Annotated in this window: 24 protein-coding genes and 1 tRNA gene; 5 read left to right on the top strand and 20 right to left on the bottom strand. The window is 40.6% G+C overall.

Annotation, left to right across the window (positions count from 1 at the left end; all coding sequences use genetic code 11):
* Nucleotides 1-67: 67 nt before the first annotated feature.
* From ACHB7C_RS17070 to ACHB7C_RS17040, 7 genes are all read right to left on the bottom strand, one after another.
* On the bottom strand, nucleotides 68-718 hold the full coding sequence (locus ACHB7C_RS17070) for a DUF4310 family protein (RefSeq protein ID WP_042846188.1): 651 nt from the start codon (nucleotides 716-718) through the stop codon (nucleotides 68-70).
* 2 nt (nucleotides 719-720) lie between these two features.
* Complete coding sequence (locus ACHB7C_RS17065) at nucleotides 721-1,512, bottom strand: DUF4311 domain-containing protein (RefSeq protein ID WP_042846187.1); 792 nt, start codon at nucleotides 1,510-1,512, stop codon at nucleotides 721-723.
* 26 nt (nucleotides 1,513-1,538) lie between these two features.
* Nucleotides 1,539-1,835 carry a DUF4312 family protein gene (locus ACHB7C_RS17060; protein ID WP_042846186.1) on the bottom strand — a complete coding sequence of 99 codons (297 nt, stop codon included), beginning with the start codon at nucleotides 1,833-1,835 and terminating at the stop codon, nucleotides 1,539-1,541.
* Nucleotides 1,835-2,200: an SFCGS family glycine-rich protein gene (locus ACHB7C_RS17055; protein ID WP_042846184.1), complete on the bottom strand. Its 366-nt coding sequence runs from the start codon at nucleotides 2,198-2,200 to the stop codon at nucleotides 1,835-1,837. The genes ACHB7C_RS17060 and ACHB7C_RS17055 overlap by 1 nt, the downstream gene beginning before the upstream one ends.
* Before the next feature lie 32 nt (nucleotides 2,201-2,232).
* Complete coding sequence (locus tag ACHB7C_RS17050) at nucleotides 2,233-2,571, bottom strand: transcriptional antiterminator (RefSeq protein WP_042846182.1); 339 nt, start codon at nucleotides 2,569-2,571, stop codon at nucleotides 2,233-2,235.
* A gap of 483 nt (nucleotides 2,572-3,054) precedes the next feature.
* Nucleotides 3,055-4,992, bottom strand: a complete 1,938-nt coding sequence (locus ACHB7C_RS17045) for a transcription antiterminator (protein ID WP_129466424.1) — start codon at nucleotides 4,990-4,992, stop codon at nucleotides 3,055-3,057.
* A gap of 215 nt (nucleotides 4,993-5,207) precedes the next feature.
* The gene (locus tag ACHB7C_RS17040) at nucleotides 5,208-5,915 is read right to left on the bottom strand and encodes a pirin family protein (protein WP_071548610.1); all 708 of its coding nucleotides are present in this window, start codon (nucleotides 5,913-5,915) and stop codon (nucleotides 5,208-5,210) included.
* Nucleotides 5,916-6,038: 123 nt separating this feature from the next.
* On the opposite strand from ACHB7C_RS17040, the gene ACHB7C_RS17035 reads away from it, so the two are divergent.
* On the top strand, nucleotides 6,039-6,932 hold the full coding sequence (locus ACHB7C_RS17035) for a LysR family transcriptional regulator (RefSeq protein WP_042846177.1): 894 nt from the start codon (nucleotides 6,039-6,041) through the stop codon (nucleotides 6,930-6,932).
* Nucleotides 6,933-7,165: 233 nt separating this feature from the next.
* Here the strand turns inward: ACHB7C_RS17035 and ACHB7C_RS17030 are convergent, their stop codons facing one another.
* From ACHB7C_RS17030 to ACHB7C_RS17010, 5 genes are all read right to left on the bottom strand, one after another.
* Entirely contained in the window at nucleotides 7,166-7,561 is a 396-nt protein-coding gene (locus ACHB7C_RS17030) for a DoxX family protein (protein ID WP_129466423.1), read from the bottom strand.
* Nucleotides 7,562-7,816: 255 nt separating this feature from the next.
* Nucleotides 7,817-8,116, bottom strand: a complete 300-nt coding sequence (locus ACHB7C_RS17025) for a YqjK-like family protein (RefSeq protein ID WP_042846174.1) — start codon at nucleotides 8,114-8,116, stop codon at nucleotides 7,817-7,819.
* Nucleotides 8,103-8,510, bottom strand: a complete 408-nt coding sequence (locus tag ACHB7C_RS17020) for a phage holin family protein (protein WP_042846173.1) — start codon at nucleotides 8,508-8,510, stop codon at nucleotides 8,103-8,105. The genes ACHB7C_RS17025 and ACHB7C_RS17020 overlap by 14 nt, the downstream gene beginning before the upstream one ends.
* A gap of 6 nt (nucleotides 8,511-8,516) precedes the next feature.
* Nucleotides 8,517-8,822 (bottom strand): YqjD family protein, encoded by a 306-nt coding sequence (locus ACHB7C_RS17015; RefSeq protein WP_042846171.1) that lies wholly within the window; start codon nucleotides 8,820-8,822, stop codon nucleotides 8,517-8,519.
* 236 nt (nucleotides 8,823-9,058) lie between these two features.
* Nucleotides 9,059-9,727, bottom strand: a complete 669-nt coding sequence (locus ACHB7C_RS17010) for a DedA family protein (protein ID WP_042846170.1) — start codon at nucleotides 9,725-9,727, stop codon at nucleotides 9,059-9,061.
* 614 nt (nucleotides 9,728-10,341) lie between these two features.
* Here ACHB7C_RS17010 and ACHB7C_RS17005 point away from each other — a divergent pair.
* Nucleotides 10,342-11,301 carry a TerC family protein gene (locus tag ACHB7C_RS17005; RefSeq protein ID WP_042846168.1) on the top strand — a complete coding sequence of 320 codons (960 nt, stop codon included), beginning with the start codon at nucleotides 10,342-10,344 and terminating at the stop codon, nucleotides 11,299-11,301.
* Between the two features lie 266 nt (nucleotides 11,302-11,567).
* Nucleotides 11,568-12,821 (top strand): serine/threonine transporter SstT, encoded by a 1,254-nt coding sequence (gene sstT / locus ACHB7C_RS17000; protein WP_395348000.1) that lies wholly within the window; start codon nucleotides 11,568-11,570, stop codon nucleotides 12,819-12,821.
* Between the two features lie 77 nt (nucleotides 12,822-12,898).
* Here sstT and ACHB7C_RS16995 read toward each other — a convergent pair whose 3' ends face one another.
* The 3 genes from ACHB7C_RS16995 to ACHB7C_RS16985 form a co-directional block, all read right to left on the bottom strand.
* Entirely contained in the window at nucleotides 12,899-13,459 is a 561-nt protein-coding gene (locus ACHB7C_RS16995) for a carbonate dehydratase (RefSeq protein WP_042846165.1), read from the bottom strand.
* Complete coding sequence (folE2, locus tag ACHB7C_RS16990; protein ID WP_042846163.1) at nucleotides 13,449-14,366, bottom strand: GTP cyclohydrolase FolE2; 918 nt, start codon at nucleotides 14,364-14,366, stop codon at nucleotides 13,449-13,451. The genes ACHB7C_RS16995 and folE2 overlap by 11 nt, the downstream gene beginning before the upstream one ends.
* Before the next feature lie 150 nt (nucleotides 14,367-14,516).
* On the bottom strand, nucleotides 14,517-16,538 hold the full coding sequence (locus ACHB7C_RS16985) for an NADPH-dependent 2,4-dienoyl-CoA reductase (protein WP_042846162.1): 2,022 nt from the start codon (nucleotides 16,536-16,538) through the stop codon (nucleotides 14,517-14,519).
* A gap of 242 nt (nucleotides 16,539-16,780) precedes the next feature.
* On the opposite strand from ACHB7C_RS16985, the gene ACHB7C_RS16980 reads away from it, so the two are divergent.
* Entirely contained in the window at nucleotides 16,781-17,377 is a 597-nt protein-coding gene (locus ACHB7C_RS16980) for a GNAT family N-acetyltransferase (RefSeq protein ID WP_042846161.1), read from the top strand.
* A 60-nt stretch (nucleotides 17,378-17,437) separates the two neighbouring features.
* On the opposite strand, the gene ACHB7C_RS16975 is transcribed toward ACHB7C_RS16980, so the two are convergent.
* Nucleotides 17,438-18,511: a dihydrodipicolinate reductase gene (locus ACHB7C_RS16975; protein ID WP_048606199.1), complete on the bottom strand. Its 1,074-nt coding sequence runs from the start codon at nucleotides 18,509-18,511 to the stop codon at nucleotides 17,438-17,440.
* A gap of 358 nt (nucleotides 18,512-18,869) precedes the next feature.
* Here ACHB7C_RS16975 and ACHB7C_RS16970 point away from each other — a divergent pair.
* A tRNA-Ile gene (locus tag ACHB7C_RS16970) sits at nucleotides 18,870-18,946 on the top strand.
* Between the two features lie 341 nt (nucleotides 18,947-19,287).
* Here ACHB7C_RS16970 and ACHB7C_RS16965 read toward each other — a convergent pair.
* The 4 genes from ACHB7C_RS16965 to ACHB7C_RS16950 are packed head-to-tail and all read right to left on the bottom strand — an operon-like array spanning nucleotide 19,288 to nucleotide 23,576.
* Complete coding sequence (locus tag ACHB7C_RS16965; protein WP_198860913.1) at nucleotides 19,288-20,412, bottom strand: hypothetical protein; 1,125 nt, start codon at nucleotides 20,410-20,412, stop codon at nucleotides 19,288-19,290.
* Entirely contained in the window at nucleotides 20,409-20,672 is a 264-nt protein-coding gene (locus ACHB7C_RS16960) for a PAAR domain-containing protein (RefSeq protein WP_006662121.1), read from the bottom strand. The genes ACHB7C_RS16965 and ACHB7C_RS16960 overlap by 4 nt, the downstream gene beginning before the upstream one ends.
* Before the next feature lie 12 nt (nucleotides 20,673-20,684).
* A complete protein-coding gene (locus tag ACHB7C_RS16955; RefSeq protein WP_006662120.1) occupies nucleotides 20,685-21,650 on the bottom strand; it encodes a DUF6396 domain-containing protein in 966 nt (321 codons plus the stop codon).
* Between the two features lie 3 nt (nucleotides 21,651-21,653).
* On the bottom strand, nucleotides 21,654-23,576 hold the full coding sequence (locus tag ACHB7C_RS16950; protein WP_198860912.1) for a phosphatidylserine/phosphatidylglycerophosphate/cardiolipin synthase family protein: 1,923 nt from the start codon (nucleotides 23,574-23,576) through the stop codon (nucleotides 21,654-21,656).

The following is a 23,576-nucleotide window of genomic DNA, read 5'->3' as shown; positions in this document are numbered from 1 at the left end:
TAACTGTTTGTTCTAAATGATATAAACCGTAGCGTTTTCGTTAACCTATGTTCCGAGAGAATGCGGATTAAGCGGCGATTGGGAAGAAATAACCGAATAACATCGCACCTAAAATTGCACCGCCTGCAACAGGTTTTTGCCATACATAGAAAACCAATGCGCCGATTAAAGAACCAATACCAATTGGGATGGATGCAGCCATTGCAGCAAGGATAATCAATGGCCCAAGGAATCGACCTGATGTGTTACCTGCACCCATCATGACATCAGCCCCGAAGGTTGAGTTGGCTTGGGCAATTGTGAATTTACGTGCAAATACGATTAACAGACCGATTAACACGCCAAGGAGTAAACCCGTAAGCAGTGACATCCAGAAGTTGGTCACTAAAATATCCCAGCCCGCGGCTAAGAATAGAGCAGGAACACCTAGACCAATCCCCGTTTGTAATGCGCCACCGATATCTAAGATACCGACTAATGAGCCTTCAATGATCCGAGCGAATAGGAAGCTAGCACCGAAAGCCGCTACTGCACCGTAAACACCAGTATCTAACCCTGCACGCAGCATGGCTACGAAGGCCACTTCGTTAAACGCTCCGAAGCCATAGACGACATACATGTGAGTACCTGCAAAGATCCCTGCGGATAACAGCCCAACAAAGATTGGGAAGGACCATTCAGCGTACCAAAAATCTTGTTTGTTAATTTCAGTTGTCATGATTATTTCCCGCTTAGCAGTCCGTGGACGTATTCAAGCCATAATGGTTTATCTAGGTTGAAGGAGGTGATCATCTTCAGGTCAAACTCACGGAAGAAACCACTTAATACAAACAACAACACGACAGTGATCATCATAGTACGAGTGATACGGTTCCAACCGTTGTCATCAACACCTTTACCAATCAAGATACCTAAAACTAAACCAGGGATAGCGTTACCCATAATTAACTGTGCGCAGCCTCCAAATAGGGTGGCCCAGAAACCGGAACGACGGCCCGCATCCATCGCAGCTAACCAGAAAATGACTGGCATTACGGTGTTGACGAGTAAGTTAGCGGCGGGGACTAATACATTGACCGCCGTGGTTTGTAATGCCGCTGGAACAGCAGAGGCGGTGGTATTTAAGAACGCAACCACGACCGCACCGATAATGGCACAAGCAATCGCCATTTTTTTCGGGTTATGCAGTGTGTCTGCTACGCTGCGGTTTTTGGTTAACAATGCGGCCGCGCCCCAGTTTGGGATGATGCGGTGGTCGACATCTTGGGTAAATGCACCAGCTGCAACAGATGAAGCCCATGCGTTAAAGAAGAACCCTAAGCCGAAAGAAAAGTGTGAAGCTGGGTCGCCTTCACAGGCGTTAAGTTCACCCAAAGTACGAAATGCCCCCATACCTTGTACGGTTGGTGCGTGGAACATCCGTGCTGCCCCGGCTCCTAAACCGAAGCCGCAGAGCCCACCGATAATTAGGGACATGCCCAATATTTCTAAAAAAGATGCAGTTTCACTCATGGAATTAACTCCAGACCTGATTGCTATTATTGTTCTGTAAATGGTATTTCGTTGACAGAAAGTAAGGTGACATCCAGCGAAACGTCGAGTACAACACGAAAATGTTCACGCTTGCGTGGCAAAAAGATAAAAAGAAACTTTTCTGTTCGCGATTGTGAGTGAGCACTAACAACCTCAACATCCTTTGGTTCTATCCGCAGGATGATATCTGTATTGTTTTTCAGTACGGTTTTTTGAATTGAATTTAAGGCGTCAGCAATGGCTTTTTGTTTGGTATCGCCTTGCCCTGTTACCCGTACAACCGTTTCGATAGATTTTTTCATTAAGCGTTGCCGTATTTTTTATTAAAAGCTTTAACTAAGCGCTCACCTAACTCTTCCTTGTCCATAAAACCAAAACCTAGCACGTTGCAACCATCCGCAATGGCGGTCTCTCCCTCTTCGATAGAACGCATCCCATAACGAGCTTTGTAACCATATTTAGTTTGAGCGGTAATAGCGCCTGCGCCGCCGCTACCACAAAAAGAGATACCTAAATCGGCTTGCTCTGCATTCATAACGTCACCGAGTTTCATATCCGCAGCAACACCAGGAACGACAATGGCTTTACCTCCCGCAGCTTCCACACCTGCAGCCACTTTTTGCCCTTTACCTAAGCGATCTCCGATAACAACAACCATCTGTTTCATAAAATATTCTCCAAATTCTACAATGTTAAAAATTAATCATTCGCGCGAGCGACTTCAAAGTGAACAGAGAGTAAATAGGTCTCTTCTTGTGCCAAGCCGGGTAACGTGTCGACAACGCGTTGTGCTAGTGCAATTGAATGTGCTGATATTTCGTCAAACAGGCTGATATCGATTTCTGGTAAGGCTTCACCCGTTTTTGCTCTTGCCACCATGGCTCGTAAGTGAGATTGCAACATTTGTTGTTGTACATCTGTAGTGTAGCAGTCCTCCTGCTTGAGCCAGTCAGTAATCACTGCCAGCAGTTTTTGTGTCACCTCATCGATATCGAGGTTATGTTCTAACATCTTAAAAACTACAACTGATTCACTCATAACTATTTAAAATCCAAAGTAATATTGCAAGTTAGACCACTCTGTTCCTTCATGCTTAATACCTTAATACGTCCATACCCATTTTTGCAGGCAATGAATTTCCACTTATAAGTGGAAATTATTTGGAAGTTAGAACTTACAAGAATGGTTCGTTTTTTAGACCATTTGGAAAATAAGTGGAAAAAACGGATGTTTGTCAACTATTGTTGAATAATTAAATTATGGGGTTTTCTTTAAAATTTTATATCTATCAAATAGATATGGTTTTTTATAAACAAGTGGAAATGGAAAATAGAATTGGAGGGTAAAGTGGAAACTCTAAATGGAAGCCATCTAATGTATCTGATAATGACTTCCACTTAGCCATTTAGCGTGTAAAATCACCAGTTTTGGATAGGAAAACATTTGGTGGAGTTGTGGTTAGGATCACGTAAAAACCATCAATCATCATTTTTCCATTACTAAGTGGAAGTTGCTCTTAACCTAAAGAATTCGCGCTAGGCTATCTTTAGCGATCACTTGGAATTCATTAAAGTTTTTGACGCCTATTAGGCGGCGAGTGGTTTTTTCCTTCACAAAGGTGACGAATAAATCATAGATTGCCATGGCTTCTTCATAATCCGCTTTGCTGATAGCCAATAGAAAAATGACATAAGCGTTTTCTTTCGTTTCTTTATTCCATTCAATACCTTGTGGAGCAACGACAGTGGCAACGACGGTTTTATTCGCCAATAACCCTAATGAATGCGGCAGTGCAATCCCTTCCCCAAGTAATGTGGAAACAATGGATTCGCGTTCTTGCAAAGAAGGATAGAAATCTGAAGTGACATAACCTTCCCGTTGTAATTTATGGCACACGGTTTGAAATAACTCTGCTTGGCTAATTTTTTCGTTAACGACCATAAAAAAGCGTTCATCAAAGAAGCGTTCAATGATGTAGGGGCGTGTTTGGTCTACCATGGCAAGGCGGCCCACTTGCTCTAGCTGGTAAGGTGTAGGAAAAGGCGCGATTTTGATGACGGGTTTATTTTTTTCCGAAACACGAACTGTAGTAATGACAAAATCTTCCGTAACTTCATTTAGCGATTCATATTCTTGCAGTGTTAAGCCGCGACTAAATTTAAGTTGTGGAAATTCACGCATAATTTTTGATTCAACGACTCGGAAGGTTGAGTTCCCTGCATCAGTGACTACGAGTACCTCGGTCTGGCGAATTGAACCTGCACCGTAATTTCGCTCAAGGCTAACCCCAATATGTACGGCTAAATAACCTAATTCGTCTTCGTTAATAGGGTGGGGAAGTAATTGCTTACTTGCACTCGTTAAAGCACTTAAGGTGACATCGTAAGCAAAAGGATAATATTGTTTAATATCAGAGAGTAATGGATTTGGCGTAGAAATATGGTATTGCAGGCGGGTGATTAGCGCAGCAAGATGAGTGTTGAGGTCTTTTTTAAGTTTTTCATCATTACGCAAATCGTAGTTATATAACTCGTTGATATAGTTTAAAATATATTCGGATAATTCATTGTGGCTCCCTACTTTTTGGCTGCTCGGGTCTTGATTGCTAATGCGTTGAGCTATGATTTGATCGTGTAGGTAACTGAGCTCAGCCCCTGAAAGGTCATTACCAAGAAAGTAAATTAGGCCTTTCGATATTTCATCACATGCCTTGCGGATCACTTCTTCGCTATCATCATTTTTTACCGTTGTCGTTAGTTCATGGCCGCGAGTAATACGCAAAATAGTTACAGCACAATTAAAAACAAGGTACAAATGGCCTTCATTGCTAATACGAATATCGAACCGATTCATACTGTTATGTAGGACTTTGTCAATATATGTTAGGTCTAAATTATCAAGGCAATCAGGGCGGAAAGACGTTAAGTCTGGGGTTAACTGTGCGGAATATCGGCGCCATAACGTTTCGGTCATGCAAGCACGAACGGCCCATTCACTACCATTTAACCGAATACCTTGATGGGGAATACTTTCTAATGAAATTTGATATTTATGTAATTGTTCCCTGACCGCTCCCATGTCTTGCTGTAAAGTACCTCGACTGATAAACCATTCTTCAGCGATATCATCAAGCTTTACTGGCAGGGATTGCATTAGTAATTTGAGAAGCAAGGCGTCAATGCGTTCTTTGCTTGTACGAGGAATGCTATTTTCCTCTTCAGTTTGCTTGGTGAAAGTGGCAAACAGGGCTTCATCCTCAATTTTTAACCGATAACCATGACCACGCTCATACACAATGTGTGCGCTATATTCCTGAATCAATTCATTGATTTCATTGATATCTGAACGAATGGTTCGTGTTGAAACTGAGCAAAGTTTTGCTAGCTCATCTTGAGGAACGACCTCATTGAGTATTTGTGCAAAAATTTGGTTGTGTCGCTGCTGCGTAAATAGGGCCACTAAAACACCTTTAAAATCAAAATCAAAAAGTATTTGAGTTAGAAAAGAACGTATTTTCTTTCTCTCTAATGGCAGGACTCTATCATAAGGGTGTCAATATGTAGGACATGTAAATGATTAAATTTGCGAATCCGTTCGCAAATTTAATCATGATATTGAAAAAAATTGAGTCTTAAAGGAAAGAATATGATGTTGAGATAGCTATAAAAAACGGTTTAGCTTTGGTCGCCGAGGTCAATCAATAACCCTCGAAAATATTTATCTGCTGTAATAACGATTTCATTATCATTTTGGATAAAAACGCCATCATTACAGCCCATAATTAAACTCTCACCTTGCTGACTGCGTATAGTTGCGCCGCCATGTATGGATTGCAGGAATGCATTGTTACCTTTTAATGTCATGGAAGCTGATTCTTGGGGCTCCAGATGGATATGGTTTATCCAAATTTGTTGGCGTAATTGAATGCTTTGATTTTGACCATCAGGTGACGCAATGAGTTTGTTTTCATCCTGTTGAATCGCTATTTTTTGTAACGGAAGCGATTCTTGTTGCGGGCAAGCATTTAACCAAAGCTGTAAGCGAGTTAATGGTGTTTGTGGGCAAATGTTTTGCTCGCTATAGCTGAGGTCTGAACGGGGTGAGAAACGCACACATTCCCCTTCACTGGCTTGTATTGTATTACCTTGACTATCACGGTATTGCGCATGCCCTTTAAGAATAATGTTTAATATATCAACATGAGGGTACATTCTAGGTTGTAAGGCGTTTTGTGGCGCAATAACTTCTTGATTTAACACTCGTAGGGTTTTAAAACCCATAAAGTCAGGGTCAAAGTAGTGGCCAAATGAGAAGGCGTAACGCGCTTGTAGCCAACCATAGTCTGCTTTTCCACAATGGTTAGCGGGTCTAAGTGTCATCATAATGGTTGCCCCTCAGCTAAAATTAATAAATTAATACTATATTGTTATAATAAATAGCTGGACGTTGAATTGTTAGCCAGTTAATCTGTTTCCTTTATTCAAATTTCCTGAAAGAGATACGTCATGAGTAAAGAGAGAGCATTAACGCTTGAATCATTAAGGGTGATGGATGCAATCGACCGGCGTGGTAGCTTTGCAGCAGCGGCAGAAGAGTTAGGTCGAGTACCTTCCGCGCTTAGTTATACCATGCAAAAATTAGAAGAAGAGCTCGATGTCATTTTATTCGACCGTTCAGGACATAGAACCAAATTTACCAATGTCGGTAGAATGTTGCTGGATAGAGGACGGATTCTACTTGAGGCGGCCGATAAATTGACTTCGGATGCTGAGGCCTTAGCAAAAGGGTGGGAAACACACCTGACAATAGTGTGTGAAGCATTAATTCCAGCTCAGTCATTATTTCCTCTGGTTGAACGTTTGGCTGAGAAATCAGAAACACAATTATCATTAATTACTGAGGTGTTAGCAGGGGCATGGGAACGCCTTGAAAGTGGTAAAGCGGATATTGTGATTGCCCCTGATATGCATTTTCGTTCTTCATCTGAAATTAACTCGAAATCGTTATATACCATTAACCATATTTATGTTGCGAGCCCTGATCATCCTATTCATCAAGAACCCGAGCCGCTTTCAGATGCGGTACGAGTGAAATATCGAGGGATCGCGGTTGCAGATACTGCGCGAGAACGCCCAGTGATCACCGTACAATTATTGGATAAACAGCAGCGATTAACAGTATCGACAATTGAAGATAAACGAAATGCATTGCTGGCAGGGTTAGGGGTGGCAACTATGCCATATCCAATGGTTGAACAAGATATTCGAGAAGGGCGCTTAAAAGTTGTCGGGGCTGAATTTAGTCATGAGACGAATATTATTATGGCGTGGCGCAGAGATAGTATGGGGGAGGCTAAGTCGTGGTGTCTCCGAGAAATCCCCAAATTATTTAGGGTGTAAACTCGTTATATTTTGAGCCGTAGGGGTGTTGGCTTCATTGAGTCACCCGAGTCACATACTTATGTATGCTCACGGGATGACTCAATTTGCTGCCTACCGAGGACACCTCAACTAAGTGATTTTCTCTTCACTGATTCAATACCTTTATTTTAGACAAAAAAATACCTCCCGAAGGAGGTATAAATTGGACAAAAAAATCAAATAAATTCACAAGGGTGATAATGAAATCGGAGTTACCATTTTTTATTTAATAAATGGTCGATACTAAATTTACCCGGACCAGTGACTGCTAACAGTAAGAAGCCGCCCGCAATCGTAAAGTTCTTCATAAACATTAGGCTGTTTGGTGCAACACTAAAGTCAATGTGGAACAGCAATGCTGTTAGTACAGTAAAGCCTGCTGTAAACAAGGCAACAGTTCTGGTTAAGAAACCAAATAGGATTGCTAAGCCGCCGCCAAATTCTAATAAAATGGTTAAAGGTAATAAAAACCCAGGGACGCCCATTGCTTGCATATATTGTTGTGTTCCTGCATAAGCATCACCTAGTTTCCCGTACCCAGCGACAATAAATAGGATTGGCATCATGATACGAGCCAATAATATCGCACCACTTTCTAAATTTTTCATCAAGACTCTCCAGACTAATAAGCTATTAAATTCTATTAAATTGCGATATATGTCGCTTTGTAGTGTTGTTTTCAGCACTAATAGGTAAGAAAACATTTGATGTGCTTATAGTAGTGATTTATTTATTCAATAAAAAGCAAAGCTTATTAACAAACAAGTACAAAAAAATTGAATAATAAATAAATTGTTGGAGTTGATTTCAGGAAAGGGGGATTTTATTAACCTATAGCGATTAATTGATTTCAAAATAGAGGATTATTTTTTACTTGCGTTGAGGGTGCTTTGTACTGTTCGAGCCAAACTCCAAATTGTGAGTGCTTTTTTACCTAACCGTAAAAGTTTTTGAGGCTTTTTCAATGAGTAGATTGACAGTATTCCTGTTGCGGCAATAAACAGAGGGCGGAAGGTAATAAAAAATTTCCATGTGCGGTCGTAGCGTTCAGTGGTTTGTAGCCAATCTTTAGAAGAAGCAGCAAGGTCACTCCGTTGCTGCTCAATCCTTTTGATTAACATTTGTTTTTTGGTGGCTAATAATTGGCGCTTATTTCTGCTCATTATCCTTTCCCGCTAAAGCATTAGCATCTTGGCTTAACTGCTCTCGAGTAGAACCCAATAACGTTGATTGCTTCGCTTTTTTTAATGCCCAAAGGGCAAAAATAATAGCGAGTATGATCAGACTCCCTGTTGTCATTGCCAGTGCTTGATAGCGATAGACGGGGTCGACTGACCAAAAGATTAAACCGATTAAACACATCAAACCAAAAGCAGTAAATAGGAGAGCTAGCCCAACTAACAGTAATAGTTGAATAAAGTTGATTTTCTCCTCTTCAAGCTCAACGGCAATAAGCTGAAGACGAGTTTCAACAACATTCACAGTGATACTTGCGATACGTTGTAATATTTCAAGGACCCCTTTCCCGGGGCCCTGACGTTGTTGGTTTTGTTCCATATACGATTAACGTTTAGCGAGTAATACGCCAAGAACAACCCCGACGGCTGCACCAATACCGATGCCTGTCCACGGGTTTTCCTTCACATAGTTATCCGCTCGTCCCGCGATTTCCTTGGTTTGTTCTGTGATCCGCTCAGTGGTTTGGCTGAGTTTAGCGCGTGATGAACACAATGCATCTTTTGCCTTGGATTTTAGGCTTTCAATCTCTTCTTTCGATTTTTCACCGGTATCATTGAGTACCGCTTCCAGAGAATCTGCTAAAGCCCGTAATTCCGCACGTAAGTCTTCTGATGAATGGTTAGCTGACATGTACAACCTCCTGTTAATAGAAAAATCGTAATTGCTGTATTAACAATAGCTTTTTTTGTACTAAGTGCAATGGATTATTTAGGCCAAGTGCATGTAACAAAGGAAAATTTACATAATGAAATGATTAAGAATAGTTTTTTATCAAGGAGTTAAGGAGGTAACTCTTTGATAAATTAACAGAGGGTAAATAAAAGTAAAACTAAAAATATGGGGGCCAATAGACCCCCATCGTAGATTTAGTTTGCTTTTTTGCTTGAGAGTTTTTTCTTTACAACAACAGCAATACTACCGATTAAACCTATAATCAGCAGACCCACAGGGATTAACATCAAGACATTCATAATATGATGTTCATACTGCAGGAAAATAGGGCTTTTACCAAACCCATAGCCAATAGCGGTTAAAATCAGAACCCATAGTAGACCACTTAGCCAGTTAAAGACTTGGAAACGGCCATTCTGCAAACCTGCAAGGCCCGCGATGGTGGGTAATAATGTTCTGACGAAGGCTAAAAAACGGCCAACTAATAATGCAGCGAGGCCATGGCGATGGAAAAGCCCATATGCGCGCTGGTGGTAGTGTTCTGGTAAATGTGCAAGCCACCCTTTAACTAAGCGTGTATTCCCTAACCATCGCCCTTGTATATAACCAACCCAGCAGCCTAAGCTTGCCCCGGCAGTTAAAATTGCGATCGTCAGTGGATAACTTAGCGTACCTTTAGCGATGAGCACACCGACTAGAATCAATAAGCTATCGCCAGGTAAAAAAGCCGCAGGCAAAACCCCGTTTTCAAGAAACAAGATAGCGAACAGCATGAAGTAAATCGACCAGACTAACGCGGGGTTAGACAGGGTGACATAATCTTGGTGCCAAAGGGCAAAAAAAAGTTCTTTAACTAATTCCATTAATGTTTCCTAAACGGCAATAACAGCAACAAACTTGTTGTTGGGCAGGGAGAAATGGATTAAGTGAATGCCAAAGTGAAAGTGTTGTTTCCTCAGGCTGTTAGTGTAAAGCACGCTCACTTTAACAAAACAGAAAATAACTAAACAGTAAATTTTAAGCTTATTTTTAGAATTCATTTAAGTTTTGGCTTATTTTTACAATTTATCGCTCATTGTATACAGGTTTAAAGTGCTTAAAACCCGCTTTTAACCTATTTTTTAGATGATAAATGTGAAATATGATTGTTCTTTCATTTTTTAATGTGAAAAAAGAGTGATAAAACCCTCGTTGCTAATTATTGCATTTTAAGATTATTTACCGTATCTTATCGCCATAGCAAAGGGGAGTAACTTCTTCTTGTCGGTTTATCGTCATTACGGTGTACAAATTACACCCGGTAGCCGAGCACCACAGTTTCCTAATCTCAGGTAATTTGTGTTGTAAGTGAGACCTTGCCAGAAGGCGAGGTTTGCTCATAATTTACAACCAATAGATAACTCCTTGAGGTTAAACAATTTTAAGCGGCTGATGTCTTCTGGATATCAGCCGTTTTTTGTTTTTAAGGGATAGGAAAATGCATTCAGTCGGTAACCCTGTTTTATGGGGTAGTTTTGCAGTTATTATTTTACTCATGTTACTTATCGATTTGTTTTGGCAGGGAAAACATAAAGGCCAAGCCATGTCGATGAAGCAAGCGGCTGCTTGGAGTATTGTATGGGTGACACTTTCATTACTCTTTGCCGCAGGGTTTTGGTGGTATCTTAATGATAACGTGGGGCGTGAGTTTGCTGATAACCAAACTATCGCATTTTTAACCGGTTATTTATTAGAAAAAGCATTAGCGATAGATAATGTATTTGTCTGGTTAATGCTCTTTAGTTATTTTGCTATTCCAGCAAATTTACAACGTCGTGTCCTTGTGTACGGTGTACTGGGTGCCATCGTATTGCGTACGATTATGATTTTTGCTGGTAGTTGGTTAGTTACGCAATTTAGCTGGATTTTATATGTATTTGGCCTGTTTTTATTATTTACCGGGCTTAAAATGGCATTTGCTAAAGAGGACGATTCCCCTATTACGGATAAACCTCTGGTCAAATGGGTGCGCTCACATTTACGTATGACCGATGAATTACATGGGGAAAAATTCTTTATTAAAAAGAATGGGATATTGTTCGCAACCCCATTAATTTTAGTGCTAATTTTAGTTGAAATTAGTGATGTGATATTTGCGGTTGATAGCATTCCCGCTATTTTTGCGGTAACAACTGACCCGTTCATTGTCTTAACATCGAACCTATTTGCTATTTTAGGGCTACGTGCGATGTACTTTTTATTAGCTGGTGTGGCAGAAAAGTTCTCAATGCTCAAATACGGTTTAGCGGTCATTTTAAGCTTTATCGGTATAAAAATGCTGTTAATTGATATTTTTCATATTCCAACGGCTATTTCTCTTGGGGTTATTGCGTCCATACTAGTTATAACGTTAATTATTAATACAATTGTTAATAAACGAAACGAAGCCAAAAGTTAATTTAGTGGTTTTAGTTGAAGCCTCCGCTGGAAAGTTGGGGGCTTTTTTTGTTTTAACCTTCTGAAAGTATTCACTCATTTTAAAATTCTCTATTCTACTTTAAGAAACAAAACTCTATTGAGATCACAGATGTGTAAAATGTTTGTTAAATAAAGTCAATCATTGTGTATATTTTGAATAATTGCCTTTTCAGGCGACTATTATTCCTTATACTTGCTGTGCAAACACATTTAATTCCTAATAAAGATAACTAATATAGGTCTACTATGGATACAAATAAAATAGGGTTATGGCGAGTAATTAGCCAAGGTAGTCTAGTCAAGCAGATACTGGTTGGTTTGATCGCAGGTATCTTACTGGCATGGTTATGGCCTTCAGCGGCGAAAAATGTTGCCCTACTAGGCGACCTATTTGTTAGCGCGTTGAAAGCAGTCGCTCCCGTGCTGGTCTGGGTATTAGTCATGTCGTCAATTGCGAATCATCGTCAAGGGCAAAAAACCAATATAAAACCGATACTGGTTCTGTATATCTTGGGGACTTTTTTTGCCGCGGTTGTCGCAGTCATTGGTTCTTTCATTTTCCCATCTAACTTAGTTTTAGTGGTGGGAGACTCTCAATTAAACCCCCCAAGTAATATTGCTGAAGTTTTAAAAGGCTTACTGATCAATATCTTTGCTAACCCTATCGATGCATTAATTAAAGGTAACTATATTGGTATTTTGGCATGGGCGATTGGGCTTGGTATTGCATTGCGTCATGCCAACGATACAACAAAGAATTTAGTGCATGATTTCTCTAATGCGGTGACTCAGTTAGTACGCGTTGTGATCCGTTTAGCACCAGTGGGGATTTTTGGTTTGGTCGCTTCTACCATCGCAACAACTGGTTTTGAAACCTTAAAAGGTTATATCCATGTCCTAGCGGTATTAGTTGGTTGTATGTTAGTTGTGGCACTTGTTGTTAACCCATTGATTGTTTATTGGAAAATTAGGCGTAACCCATTCCCCTTGGTATTTGCCTGCCTGCGTGAAAGTGGTGTAACTGCCTTCTTTACGCGTAGTTCTGCGGCCAATATACCTGTTAATATGGCAATGTGTCGCCGTATGAACCTTCACGAAGATACCTATTCTGTTTCGATCCCATTAGGTGCAACCATTAATATGGCGGGTGCTGCAGTGACAATCACTGTATTGACTTTAGCCGCTGTACATACACTCGGTATCCCTGTTGATATTCCAACAGCTCTGTTGCTGAGTGTTGTTGCTGCTGTCTGTGCTTGCGGTGCTTCTGGGGTTGCTGGCGGGTCGTTATTGCTTATCCCATTAGCATGTAACATGTTTGGGATTTCGAATGAAGTTGCCATGCAAGTCGTTGCTGTTGGTGTGATGATTGGGGTATTGCAAGACTCAGTGGAAACGGGGCTTAACTCTTCAACTGATGTCCTTTTCACAGCTGCAGTCTGCTTAGCCGAAGATGATAGACTGGCAAATTCAGAAGCGCAGTTATCTCATCGTGATTAAGTGTTCCTGAATTTAGATAAATAGGGTGGAGGCTGCGAAAGCAAACTCTACCCTTATTGTTTTAACAGCTTATAGATTTAAAACTCATTACGTAGACGACGGTAGCCTTCAACAAGTTGAATGTTCGTAGTTGCGACCTCTTCAGAGAATTGCAATGAAGCGTGATCAACTTGGTTGAATGCCGATAAATCACTGTATGCGTTCACATGTATGCATGACGGAATATATAAACCATCCGGCAGTGTTAAGCCATCGACGACTGCGTTATAGCGGATCACACTGTTTTTACCAATTTTGCAGTTAAATAAAACGCTATTAAAGCCAATAAACACGCGCTCAGCAATTTCACAAGGGCCATGGACAATTGCTCGGTGCGCAATCGATGTGTGTGAGCCAATTTGTACACCCGCGCCACTTTTTGAGTGAATTACCACCCCATCTTGAATATTTGAGTGTGAGCCGATCACGATGGGGGACATATCTGCATTTTCATTGAGTTCATCAGCACGGATCACGGCATATGGACCAACGTAAACATAATCTTCAATAATCACTTTACCGCAGATAATGGCGGTAGGGTCAATATATGCTTTTTCCGATACAACAGGCGAGTGCCCCGATGGGTTTTTACGCAACATACAGACTCCGTTTCCATTGTGTGTGGGCAATCGCATTATGGGCATGTAAGCTTTCTTGGTGATCAATGTGGATCGTCGCTTCGTCAAATTGGCATTGATGGCGAAAGGCATTCACTAGTTTACGAGCGGCATCTTCACAAAACATCAAGTTCTGCCCATTAACAATAGCAAAAGCTTGTTCATCTTTACGTTTCACCACCGTTTGTACTGGGGTGGAAAGAATATTTTCGATTTGGTTGATTAACTCAATAATAGGAAGCTCTTTATAAGTTGTTTTTAGCTTGATGGTTACCCATGCCCAACTGCGTTGACTGTGTGGTATTGCTGGGACCCCTTGTTTAATTAACCAATCAAGGACTTGAGATTGAGTTAATGTTTGTTCTGTATCATCAAAATCAATCGCAAACTGTTGTTGCATAACTTGGCTGCTGAGTGCGGCAGAGCTTGGGCAAGTTGATGAATAGGGGACTCCGACTTTCAAATAAAGAGATAATGACTTATCAAATGATGCTGAAATCTCAAACGGATAGGCTTTCCAACCAAATTGAGCTGATACTAACGAACGGCGCGATAATAAAATATCACCATAAAATCGGATATGAGCCTTCGATGAAATAGTTTGATGCGACAATAATACTTGTTCTAATGTTTGCTTTATTAAATCTGGCGTCAGTTCATTTTGTGTTAGGCCATCCAATATTTGATAGAGACGAGACATGTGGACCCCTTTTTGCCCTTGTAGATCAACGCCAATATCGATAGTCGCATTAACTGGGCGGCTTTCAATTTCAATGGGCAAAGCAATCCCTGTCATTCCAACCCAGTCAAGCTTGATATTACTGTGAGTGTCATTTTGTGCTTGTGCGTCAGGCAAAACAGAAGAGGGTAATTCAGTTGAAAGTGTCATAAAGCCTCAAATTATCTATGAAATAATGAGATGTTATAACATAACAATTTGAGTTATTAAAGTCAGATAAGAGTAGATAGTCAGGTTGAGCTTAAAGTTGGGGCACAGAAAAGCCCCTTAAGCTAATGGCTTAGCACAAGGGGGAAGAAGTTAAAGTTGGTAAGCTATTTTCATGCCTTGCTCGATGGCTCGGCGTGCATCGAGTTCTGCTGCTATATCTGCACCACCAATAACATGCGCATTAATGCCGAGTTTTGCTAACTGTATTTTCAACGGGCGATAAGGTTCTTGCCCTGCGCAAAGAATGACATTATCAACGGGAAGGCACTGTATTTTATCTTGATAACGAATATGTAGCCCGTTGTCATCAACTCGCATGTATTCAACGCCATTCAACATTTTTACACCGCGCTTCATAAGAGACAAACGATGTACCCAACCAGTTGTTTTCCCTAAATTAGCGCCAACTTTACTATTTTTACGTTGCAATAAATAGAGGTGACGAGCAGGCTCTATTGGCCGTTTTTGTGGAGGGTATATACCACCTTTAGAGTGAATTGAAGTATCAATATTCCATTCTTCGTTAAATAACGAAGTATCTAAACTGCTACTTTTTCCTGTTTGGGTTAATAGCTCTGCGACATCAAAACCAATCCCCCCAGCACCAATGATAGCGACATTTTTCCCTACAGGGCGTTGTTGGGTAATAACATCTATATAGGAAATGACCTTATGGTGGTCTATCCCCTCAAGCTGAATTTGGCGTGGTACAACACCCGTTGCAATAATCACATCATCAAAGCCTGACAAGTTGTCTACATCGGCTTGCTGTTCAAGGCGTACATCCACATTCAATAATTGTAGCTGTCGGCAAAAATAACGGATCGTTTCATGGAATTCTTCTTTACCCGGAATTTGCTTTGCGAGGTTAAATTGCCCACCAATATGATTAGATTTTTCAAATAGGGTGACTCGATGCCCACGTTTAGCGGCATAAATAGCACAAGAAAGCCCTGCGGGGCCTGCACCGACTATTGCCACTGATTTGCTAATCGTGGCTTTTTCGTTAGGATAATCAAACTCCCTGACGGCTTGAGGGTTAACTAGGCAACTGGCTAATTTTCCGCTAAAAATGAGGTCTAGACAGGCTTGATTACAGCCAATGCAGGTGTTTATTTCATCTGCTCGGTTTTCCGCAGCTTTGCGAACAAATGACTCGTCAGCAAGAAAAGGTCGAGCCATGGAAACCATATCCGCTTGTTGATTAGCGATAATTTGCTCAGCTACATACGGGTCATTGATACGGTTAGTTGTGATCAATGGAATATTAACTTTACCCATTAACTTTTGAGTAACCCAGCTAAATGCACTGCGAGGGACTTGAGTTGCAATTGTGGGAACTCTGGCCTCATGCCAACCAATCCCTGTATTAATTAAGCTCGCGCCGGCAAGCTCAATTTGTTTTGCTAGTAACTCTATTTCTTCCCAAGTGGAGCCATCCTCGACGAGATCAAGCATGGAAAGCCGGTAAATAATAATAAAATTATCCCCAACGGCTTCTCGTACTTGACGAACAATTTCAATGGGAAAACGAATGCGGTTTGCATAGCTTCCTCCCCACTCATCGTCCCTATGGTTAGTGCGCTTGGTAATAAACTGGTTGATTAAGTAACCTTCAGAACCCATGATTTCAACGCCATCATATCCCGCTCGTTGGGCTAATTTTGCAGTAGTGACAAAATCTTGTATGGTTTTTTTTACTTCATCAGATGTCAGTGCTTTAGGGGGAAATGGAATAATTTCAGCTTGAATAGCACTGGGGGCAACTAATGCGGGGTGCAAGCCATAACGGCCTGCATGTAGGATTTGTAAAGCAATTTTTCCGCCTGCTTGATGAACTTCGTTTGTAATATGCTGATGGAAGGGGAGCTGCTCTTGGTTATTGAGTACAGCCCCATGAGCAGTTAGTGCCCCTTCTGGGCTTGGCGCTATTCCCCCAGTAATAATAAGACTGACCCCATTTTCTGCACGTAAACGATAAAAATGTGCGAGTCTTTCACTTCCTTCAGGATGCTCTTCGAGCCCAGTATGCATTGAGCCCATTAATATTCTATTTTTTAGAACGGTATGGCCTAAATCTAGAGGGGTAAAAAGGTGTGGAAAATTGCTCATTATTATACTCCCATTTCGGGCTCTATTAACAGGTCAGATGAGTTAACTGTAGCCTAATGGGATGATGAATTGGTAATAATGTTAATTTTTTGTGATTTTTATCATGACTTTTAATTAAAAGTGCGGAGTTAATCTAAATATAGCGGAGAAATTTATTATTTTGTCATAAAAATAAATTATCAATAACATTCAAATTAATATTCACGCACAATCAACATTTACTTATCAGGAACTCACAGCCTATGAAAGAAATTTGCCAAACTATCACTTTAGAAGGTTCACACGTTCGCTTGGAGTTTTTATCTCATCAATACGATCAAGCGTTGTCTGCTATGATCCAAAAGGATGGGCTACATAAGTTATGGTATACCTCTGTCCCTGAACCTGAAAATGTCGCTAAAGATGTGGATAACCGTCTTAAGCGGTTTCAACAAAAAGAAATGTTGCCTTTTGTTGTTATTGATAAAAAAACAGGTAATGCAGTTGGTATGACTTCCTATCTGCGTATTGATAGTGTGGTTAGGCGAGTTGAAATTGGCGCGACATGGTACGGTAAAGAAGTGCAGCGTACAGCGATTAATACTGAGGCTAAATACCTGTTATTACAGTATGCTTTTGAACAATTAAATTGTGTTGCTGTGGAGTTAAGAACGCACTTTTTAAATCAACAAAGTCGCAGAGCGATTGAACGTCTGGGAGCAAAACTTGATGGGGTCCTCAGAAACCATATGCTCACTCGTACAGGGGAACTGCGTGATAGCTGTATTTACAGCATTATTGAGTCAGAATGGCCCGCGATAAAACGGCATTTAGAGTGGCAAATGGTCAAGCCCCGTTAACGATTACCATTAAATCGGCCAAAAAGCCCACCACTGTGTTTTGGGGTGGGCTAAATAGGTTTATAAATATTCGTGCATTGGTTTGGTCATATAGACGTTATTTGGCATTTTTTCCGTCGTAGTATATCCCGCAGGGCTATTAATCAGTGCAGGGATGCGGTTGACTAAATTGGCACAAGTTAACTCAACTGTCGCTGGGTTATTCACTTCAATAGACGTATCTGGCTCACCAATTAATTGCCAACTATTTTTATCACATTCATCAGCGGTCAAAATTTTACCAATACATTCTGTTTCAAGGGTAACGCCTTCTGCTGTTTCGGTGATCACAACAGCAGATAAACCGAGTACATCCCCTTTTTTGACGGTCATTTTTAAGGTGTCTGAATAGGTATCTTGTTTGGCGATTTGTGGAACACAGCGCTGAATTTGGCTTGTAATGGTTAACCCTAGGCGGCTACATAACCAACCATTTTGCGTCCACATGTACGGAGGTGCATATTCACCGCTTTCAATTTTTTGTGAGATAACGTCGTATGGTAAATCATTGTAGTTACCGATTTGTTGATTAAATTCATTAACAGTTAACCCTGCGCCATGACCAACAGCTAAGGCAATACCGTAATCTTCAACGTTATAGCAACTAGAGCCTTTAACTTTTACTAATTTATGCATTGAACCTGCTAAGGTGTCGATCAACACTCCCCAATACATATCTGGGTAGCCACTCCCTGCTAAGGTACAATTATTTTCTTTGGCCAATGTATCAAGTTTTTGGGTTATTTCTGGTGATGAATTCCAAGGGTAAAGCGCTTCCTCTCCAGTTGAAATTGCATTAACACCGTGGCGGGCAAATAAGGAAAATGCATCTTCTAAATCAGCCATCGTGCTCAGTGTGGCAATGATCCCAACATCAGGTTTTAAGGTTTCGAGTGTTTTATCTGCTTCATGGAGTGCTTGGACTTTGACTCCGGTTAGTGCGGTTCCTGCAATTTCGCCTATATCTTTGCCGATTACAGCTTCATTGATATCAAAAGCTGCCACAACTTCAGCGCCATGTTCTTGTAAGTAACGGATTAGGTATTTACCCATTTTCCCGCAACCATATTGAACTGCACGTACTTTTTTCATCATTTTTGTCCTATCAGCGAATTATCTATAAATCATATTGTGAGATCTTGATGAGAAAATTGTTGTTCTATATCAAATGATTGGGGGAAGAATGTTTAATAAGCCTGATTGTGTTTATGCTGTGGTTTATATTTTTAATTTGATATAGATTGATTTTTAATGTCATGGATACTATGAGCATTGGTTGAATTAAAAATGACAAAATAAACGAGGCTTTATGGCAAGTATGAAAGAATGATAGTTTTTGGTGATGCTATCACTTTGAATTATAAGTGATGCGATTGATTTGAACACAATTTCGCCATACAGTTTTGAAACACTAGACCTAAGAGAAAACTGCACGTATAATCCTTTCCACTTTGGCCCCTTAGCTCAGTTGGTTAGAGCAGTCGACTCATAATCGATTGGTCACTGGTTCAAGTCCAGTAGGGGCCACCAAATTTATCAAGGAGTTAGGTGTTAATCATCTAACTCCTTTTTGTTTTTACCTGATTTTGGGTCAGAATGACTCAAGTTATCTAATTCAATACATCCACGCTGACTTCTTCAGTAGACATAATCCGATCCGTTTCGTCTTCCCTAGAAATTACCAGAACGCCAGTCTTATTTTTGGATAGGTTGACTATACCTGTATTATGATCCAAATAAATGTATTGGCTTTTATTTGTTTTTGTATTGGCATCCAATAGGGTGGGAACTAAACCATGTAGGGTGGTTAGCCTAGCACTCAATGGCATGAATAATTTTATCACTCATAACAGGCACCTCTTATTCATTTATTAACATATTACTTGTTGTAACAATAAGTTATCGTTTTCTTGGCATACAATTAGTTGGTTTTCGTGATTATCGCTGACCAATGACAAGATTGTGCTATGGCGAGCAATCCCACTCGTACCGAAAAAGGCATCGGCATCATAAAATTGGTTTAAGAGACAATGAATATCTTGTTGTACATAGCTTTCAATACATTGGCTTTTGTTTTTATCTGTGACCCCGCTATGCCACACTGAATTTAATTGGTGACCCGGTAATTGAAATTCACATTGTGCTTTCAATGCATCATCGAAGGATTTTACCTCGGTGGATATCGGGCGTAATAGCTTCGCTTTGATAGGTGCTCTTAGACTCTCGTAGAATCCTTGAGGGGCGAGTAATAGACTCGCGGCTTCTTCACTCGCCGTTGAGTCTAATTGAAATGCTAAAATAGCGTATAACTTAGGTTCAAAGGGATTTTCATACAGTGCTAACAACCATTCACTTAATGAGTCATATGGCAATGTTTCAACAGATTCAAGCTCTAATGATAAGCGCGTGGCTTCCTGCTCAATCAGTTCCTGCCAATTAGGCTCATTATCTTCAGCTTGCCAATATAGGGTAATAGGTTGGGAGAGAGAATGTTGATGGTAATATTCAGCAATGGGTGCAAGTAACTTTCGCACCGCCATTTCTTGTTTCTCCCATAAAGAAAGTGATTTGAAGGCGTTTAATTGCAATATATTGTCTTTATTCGGAGGCAGTGAAGACAAAACAACGTTTGTTTGTTTTTCTTCATCAAATTGTGTCAATCGTGTATGCGCTAAAATTCCTAGATGCTTCCTAGCCCAATATCCCCATTCTTGACGTGCATCATCGAGCATATCAGTAAACTGCCGATGGTCATATGACATTATCGAATAAGCCAATAGACGAATAAACAAAATAACAATCACGGGAAGAACAACAAATAAAGCAATTATTTGGTTGTTACTGACTTCACTAGACAATACCCCAATTGAAGATAAATAAGCACCTATGCCAAATCCGATAACACCAATAATCACGACTAAAAACAACCAAAGCATCAAGCGAGGTAATTTAGGCTTAGGTGGGTGCTCTAAAGAGGGAATTTTCCAGCTTATCATGACTGTTCACCTGACGAGGAAAGGCTCGCAATGAGGGTACAGCCACATTCGGTTTGAAAGCCGTTCAATGCCGCTTGGCGACCGGATATTAAAATGCGCGTTGAGCCGGGTAAAATGGCATTGACACCATGTCCTTTTTTAGGACAACTGACTTTATCTCCCACTAAGGCAATGGGCTTACCGTACATCATCGAGCCAGAAGCGGAAATCACTTCGCCGCAATGAGTAGTTTTGTCACCTAATCGAACAAGTGCGCGCATGTTAAGATCCTTTTATTGGTTATCCTGTTGTTTTTTATATTCAAACGTACCATCCCATTCAGGGAGTTCGGCAGGGGGAAGTGGAACGATTTTATCGATATCGGGGAACTTGGCGGTTTCGTCAGAAGCATCCATTTCTTTGACAATTGCTTCATAACGGGCTGAGCGTTCTGGGTCTGGTTTAACCGCTAGGTAATAATAGTCTTTTGGTGTTGTGTCTATTTTAAATGTATCAATGAGTATTGAAGCTGAGATTCTATGTCCATTTTCCGATGCTAATTGAAAAAACTCTAATGCTATGTCAAAGTTTTTTTCCACACTCTTATAAAACATCGCTGCTGTAAATGCAGCTTCTTTATTACCTTGTTGAGCAGCACAAGCAAGCATTTTTTTTCCAATTTCAGGTTGATAAGCAGGATTGTCTTTATCTGATAAACGTTGAGCGAGAAAAATATCACCAATAACATATTGCCCTTCTGGGCTGCCTAAATCGGCAGCCTGCCTAAAATAAGCTAACGCTTTCGTTCTATCAGCAGGTACACCATAACCCGTATCGAGATAATGTCCCATTTGGTAATAACCATAGCTGATATTCAATTTAGCCATTTTTTGGATAATATCCCACACTTCTTGCGCTGGGCCTTTCCCGCCAATCGGGGGCACTTTGCCATAACTGATTAAGTTACTTAAGTTAAGCATGGCTTTAGGGTGATTACGCTCTGCGGCTTTGCGGTAGAGATCACCAATTTGCTTATAATCTCGTTGATGTTTATTCACTTTTTCAAGCTCACGCGCTTGTTTAAACCAAATATCCGCTTCCGGATCAACAGGGGGTAGCGTGTCTTTTTCATACACACAAGTGAAAGTTAAATCAGGTTCTGTTTTTTGAGTCACAGTGACGTCCTTTTTATCGATAGGCTTACAGCCCGTCAGCAGAATAAATCCCAATAATAATGCGATTTTTATTTCTATGTTCATCAGTTAATCCGCATTTTTTAGGCTAATAGTTTTATCTTCAAAAAGGATTAATGATCCGTTAGGTGATTCTTTATTTTTTTTATTGCTCGCATTTATAGCAACTATTTTTTTCCATTCTTTAAATTCGGCTGTCAAATTACTTGAAGCACTCCCAGTCCTCTTATGCAATCCCCATAACTTTTCTCTTAACGGTTTTACAATTGGAAAATCATCGGTATCTTGCAATATCACGGCGATTTCACTATCAAATGCCATGCTACGTAAATTAATATTGGCGGAGCCTTGAATTAAAAAGGTATCATCGACTAAAGTTAATTTACTGTGTACATATACTTGCTGCCATCTATCCGAATCAGGAGAAACAAGAGTACAGATCATTGTTTCTAGCCCCTCTATTTTTTCGGGTTGGATATCATCAGGGCTTTTGATATCTTCACTTCGAATATAGACCCCCCAATAACCCGACTTAGGTTTGTACGACTGATCGTAAACGTGCTCTTTCATTAAATCTCGACGACCAAGTTGTTCTAACATCTTATAAGTTTGATAACCGCCTACCTCATTCGAACTTCCGACAGAGGGTTTTTCCGTTGAATTAGTGACAACAAAAAGATAGAACGGAGGTGGTTTAATGCTTTGTAATTTGCTGTCAGTTTCAGCAGCTTGTAAAAAACGTCGGTTTCGTTCTTCAACCATATCCCGTAAATTGGTCGCTATAGATGACAAACGAAAATATTGGTTTTCAAAATAGATGTAGTTACGGGCATGTTTAACACCATGATCATAGGCTTTTAATATATCGTATTCATCGTGTTGTGGCTGGGTTCGGCAAATTTTTCCGCCCGTGGGAACTAAAGGATTATTCGCTAAAAAGGTGTAATGAGCGTTGAGGTTTTTGATATGCTCAGGTGTCGGGATATAGTCACATCGTGAACGACTTTCTCTCTGTGCAAGTTGCTCTACATCGTCACCTTTGCTGGCGAAAAAACCATCAGTTTTTTTCCACGCCGACACAAAGTTATCATTTAAATCATACAGTAGCTCACCATACACACAGTTTGAGGTATCCTGCCACGCAGTTACGCCATCGCGACCAAGCCATGACTCTTCTTTATAACGAGTGATGGCATGTGCATCTTGATCCCAATATTCCGAGTGCATATTGTGCCCCATCACAAAACCAATCGCATTTTCAGGCTCTTCATAATCGATTAAAACCGCTTTTTGATGATGCGTTGAACCAGCCGCTAAAGCAGCCCAGCGAGCACTTAGCTCAGTTTCTTGACTCGAAAATTGATGATTGGTTCGCGCCGTAACATCTTTTAATCGCGAATCAGGTATACTCATTGCAATATCACGAGTCCGTACTGACAAGTTTTTGACAAGGCCCATATGAACTTTACGGTTCCAAGCGATATCAAACTGATATTGTTTTTGGGTTTGATAATCGAGCTTTGCACCAAAGACAAGAAAATCATTGAGTTGGGATGGCGATATCACTTGTTTCCCCCAACCGGGAAAGCTTTTCTCAAAATGTTTTCCCACATGATCAAACCACACAAGTACACGCACTTGCACACCTTCATTGGCCTTTTGCTCTAACAACTCGCCAATCATCGGATATTGACCTTCTCGGGCATTCGAACTACGTTCAAAATACATAGAGGGTTGAAAGCCCCATGTAATAATATCAATACTTTTTTTCGATTTTCGAATGGCTTCCGCAACGGCGGCAAAGGTTTGTTGTCCATTAATTAATGGTGCATAGGTAAATAAACTCATGGGGTATTTCGTGCGTTCAGGTATCCAGCTTGGCGTCATATGTGCCACCATGCAACTTGATACTGGTATATCAATCATCGGTGGCGTTGCTGATGTTGGGAGTTGAACTCCTAGCGGGAATTGACTCCAATTACCTCCAGACAT

Origin of the sequence: Providencia sp. 2024EL-00732 (assembly GCF_044006275.1) — a bacterium.
Classification (GTDB): Bacteria; Pseudomonadota; Gammaproteobacteria; order Enterobacterales; family Enterobacteriaceae; genus Providencia; species Providencia huashanensis.
This window is presented reverse-complemented; position numbering and strand designations above follow the sequence as displayed.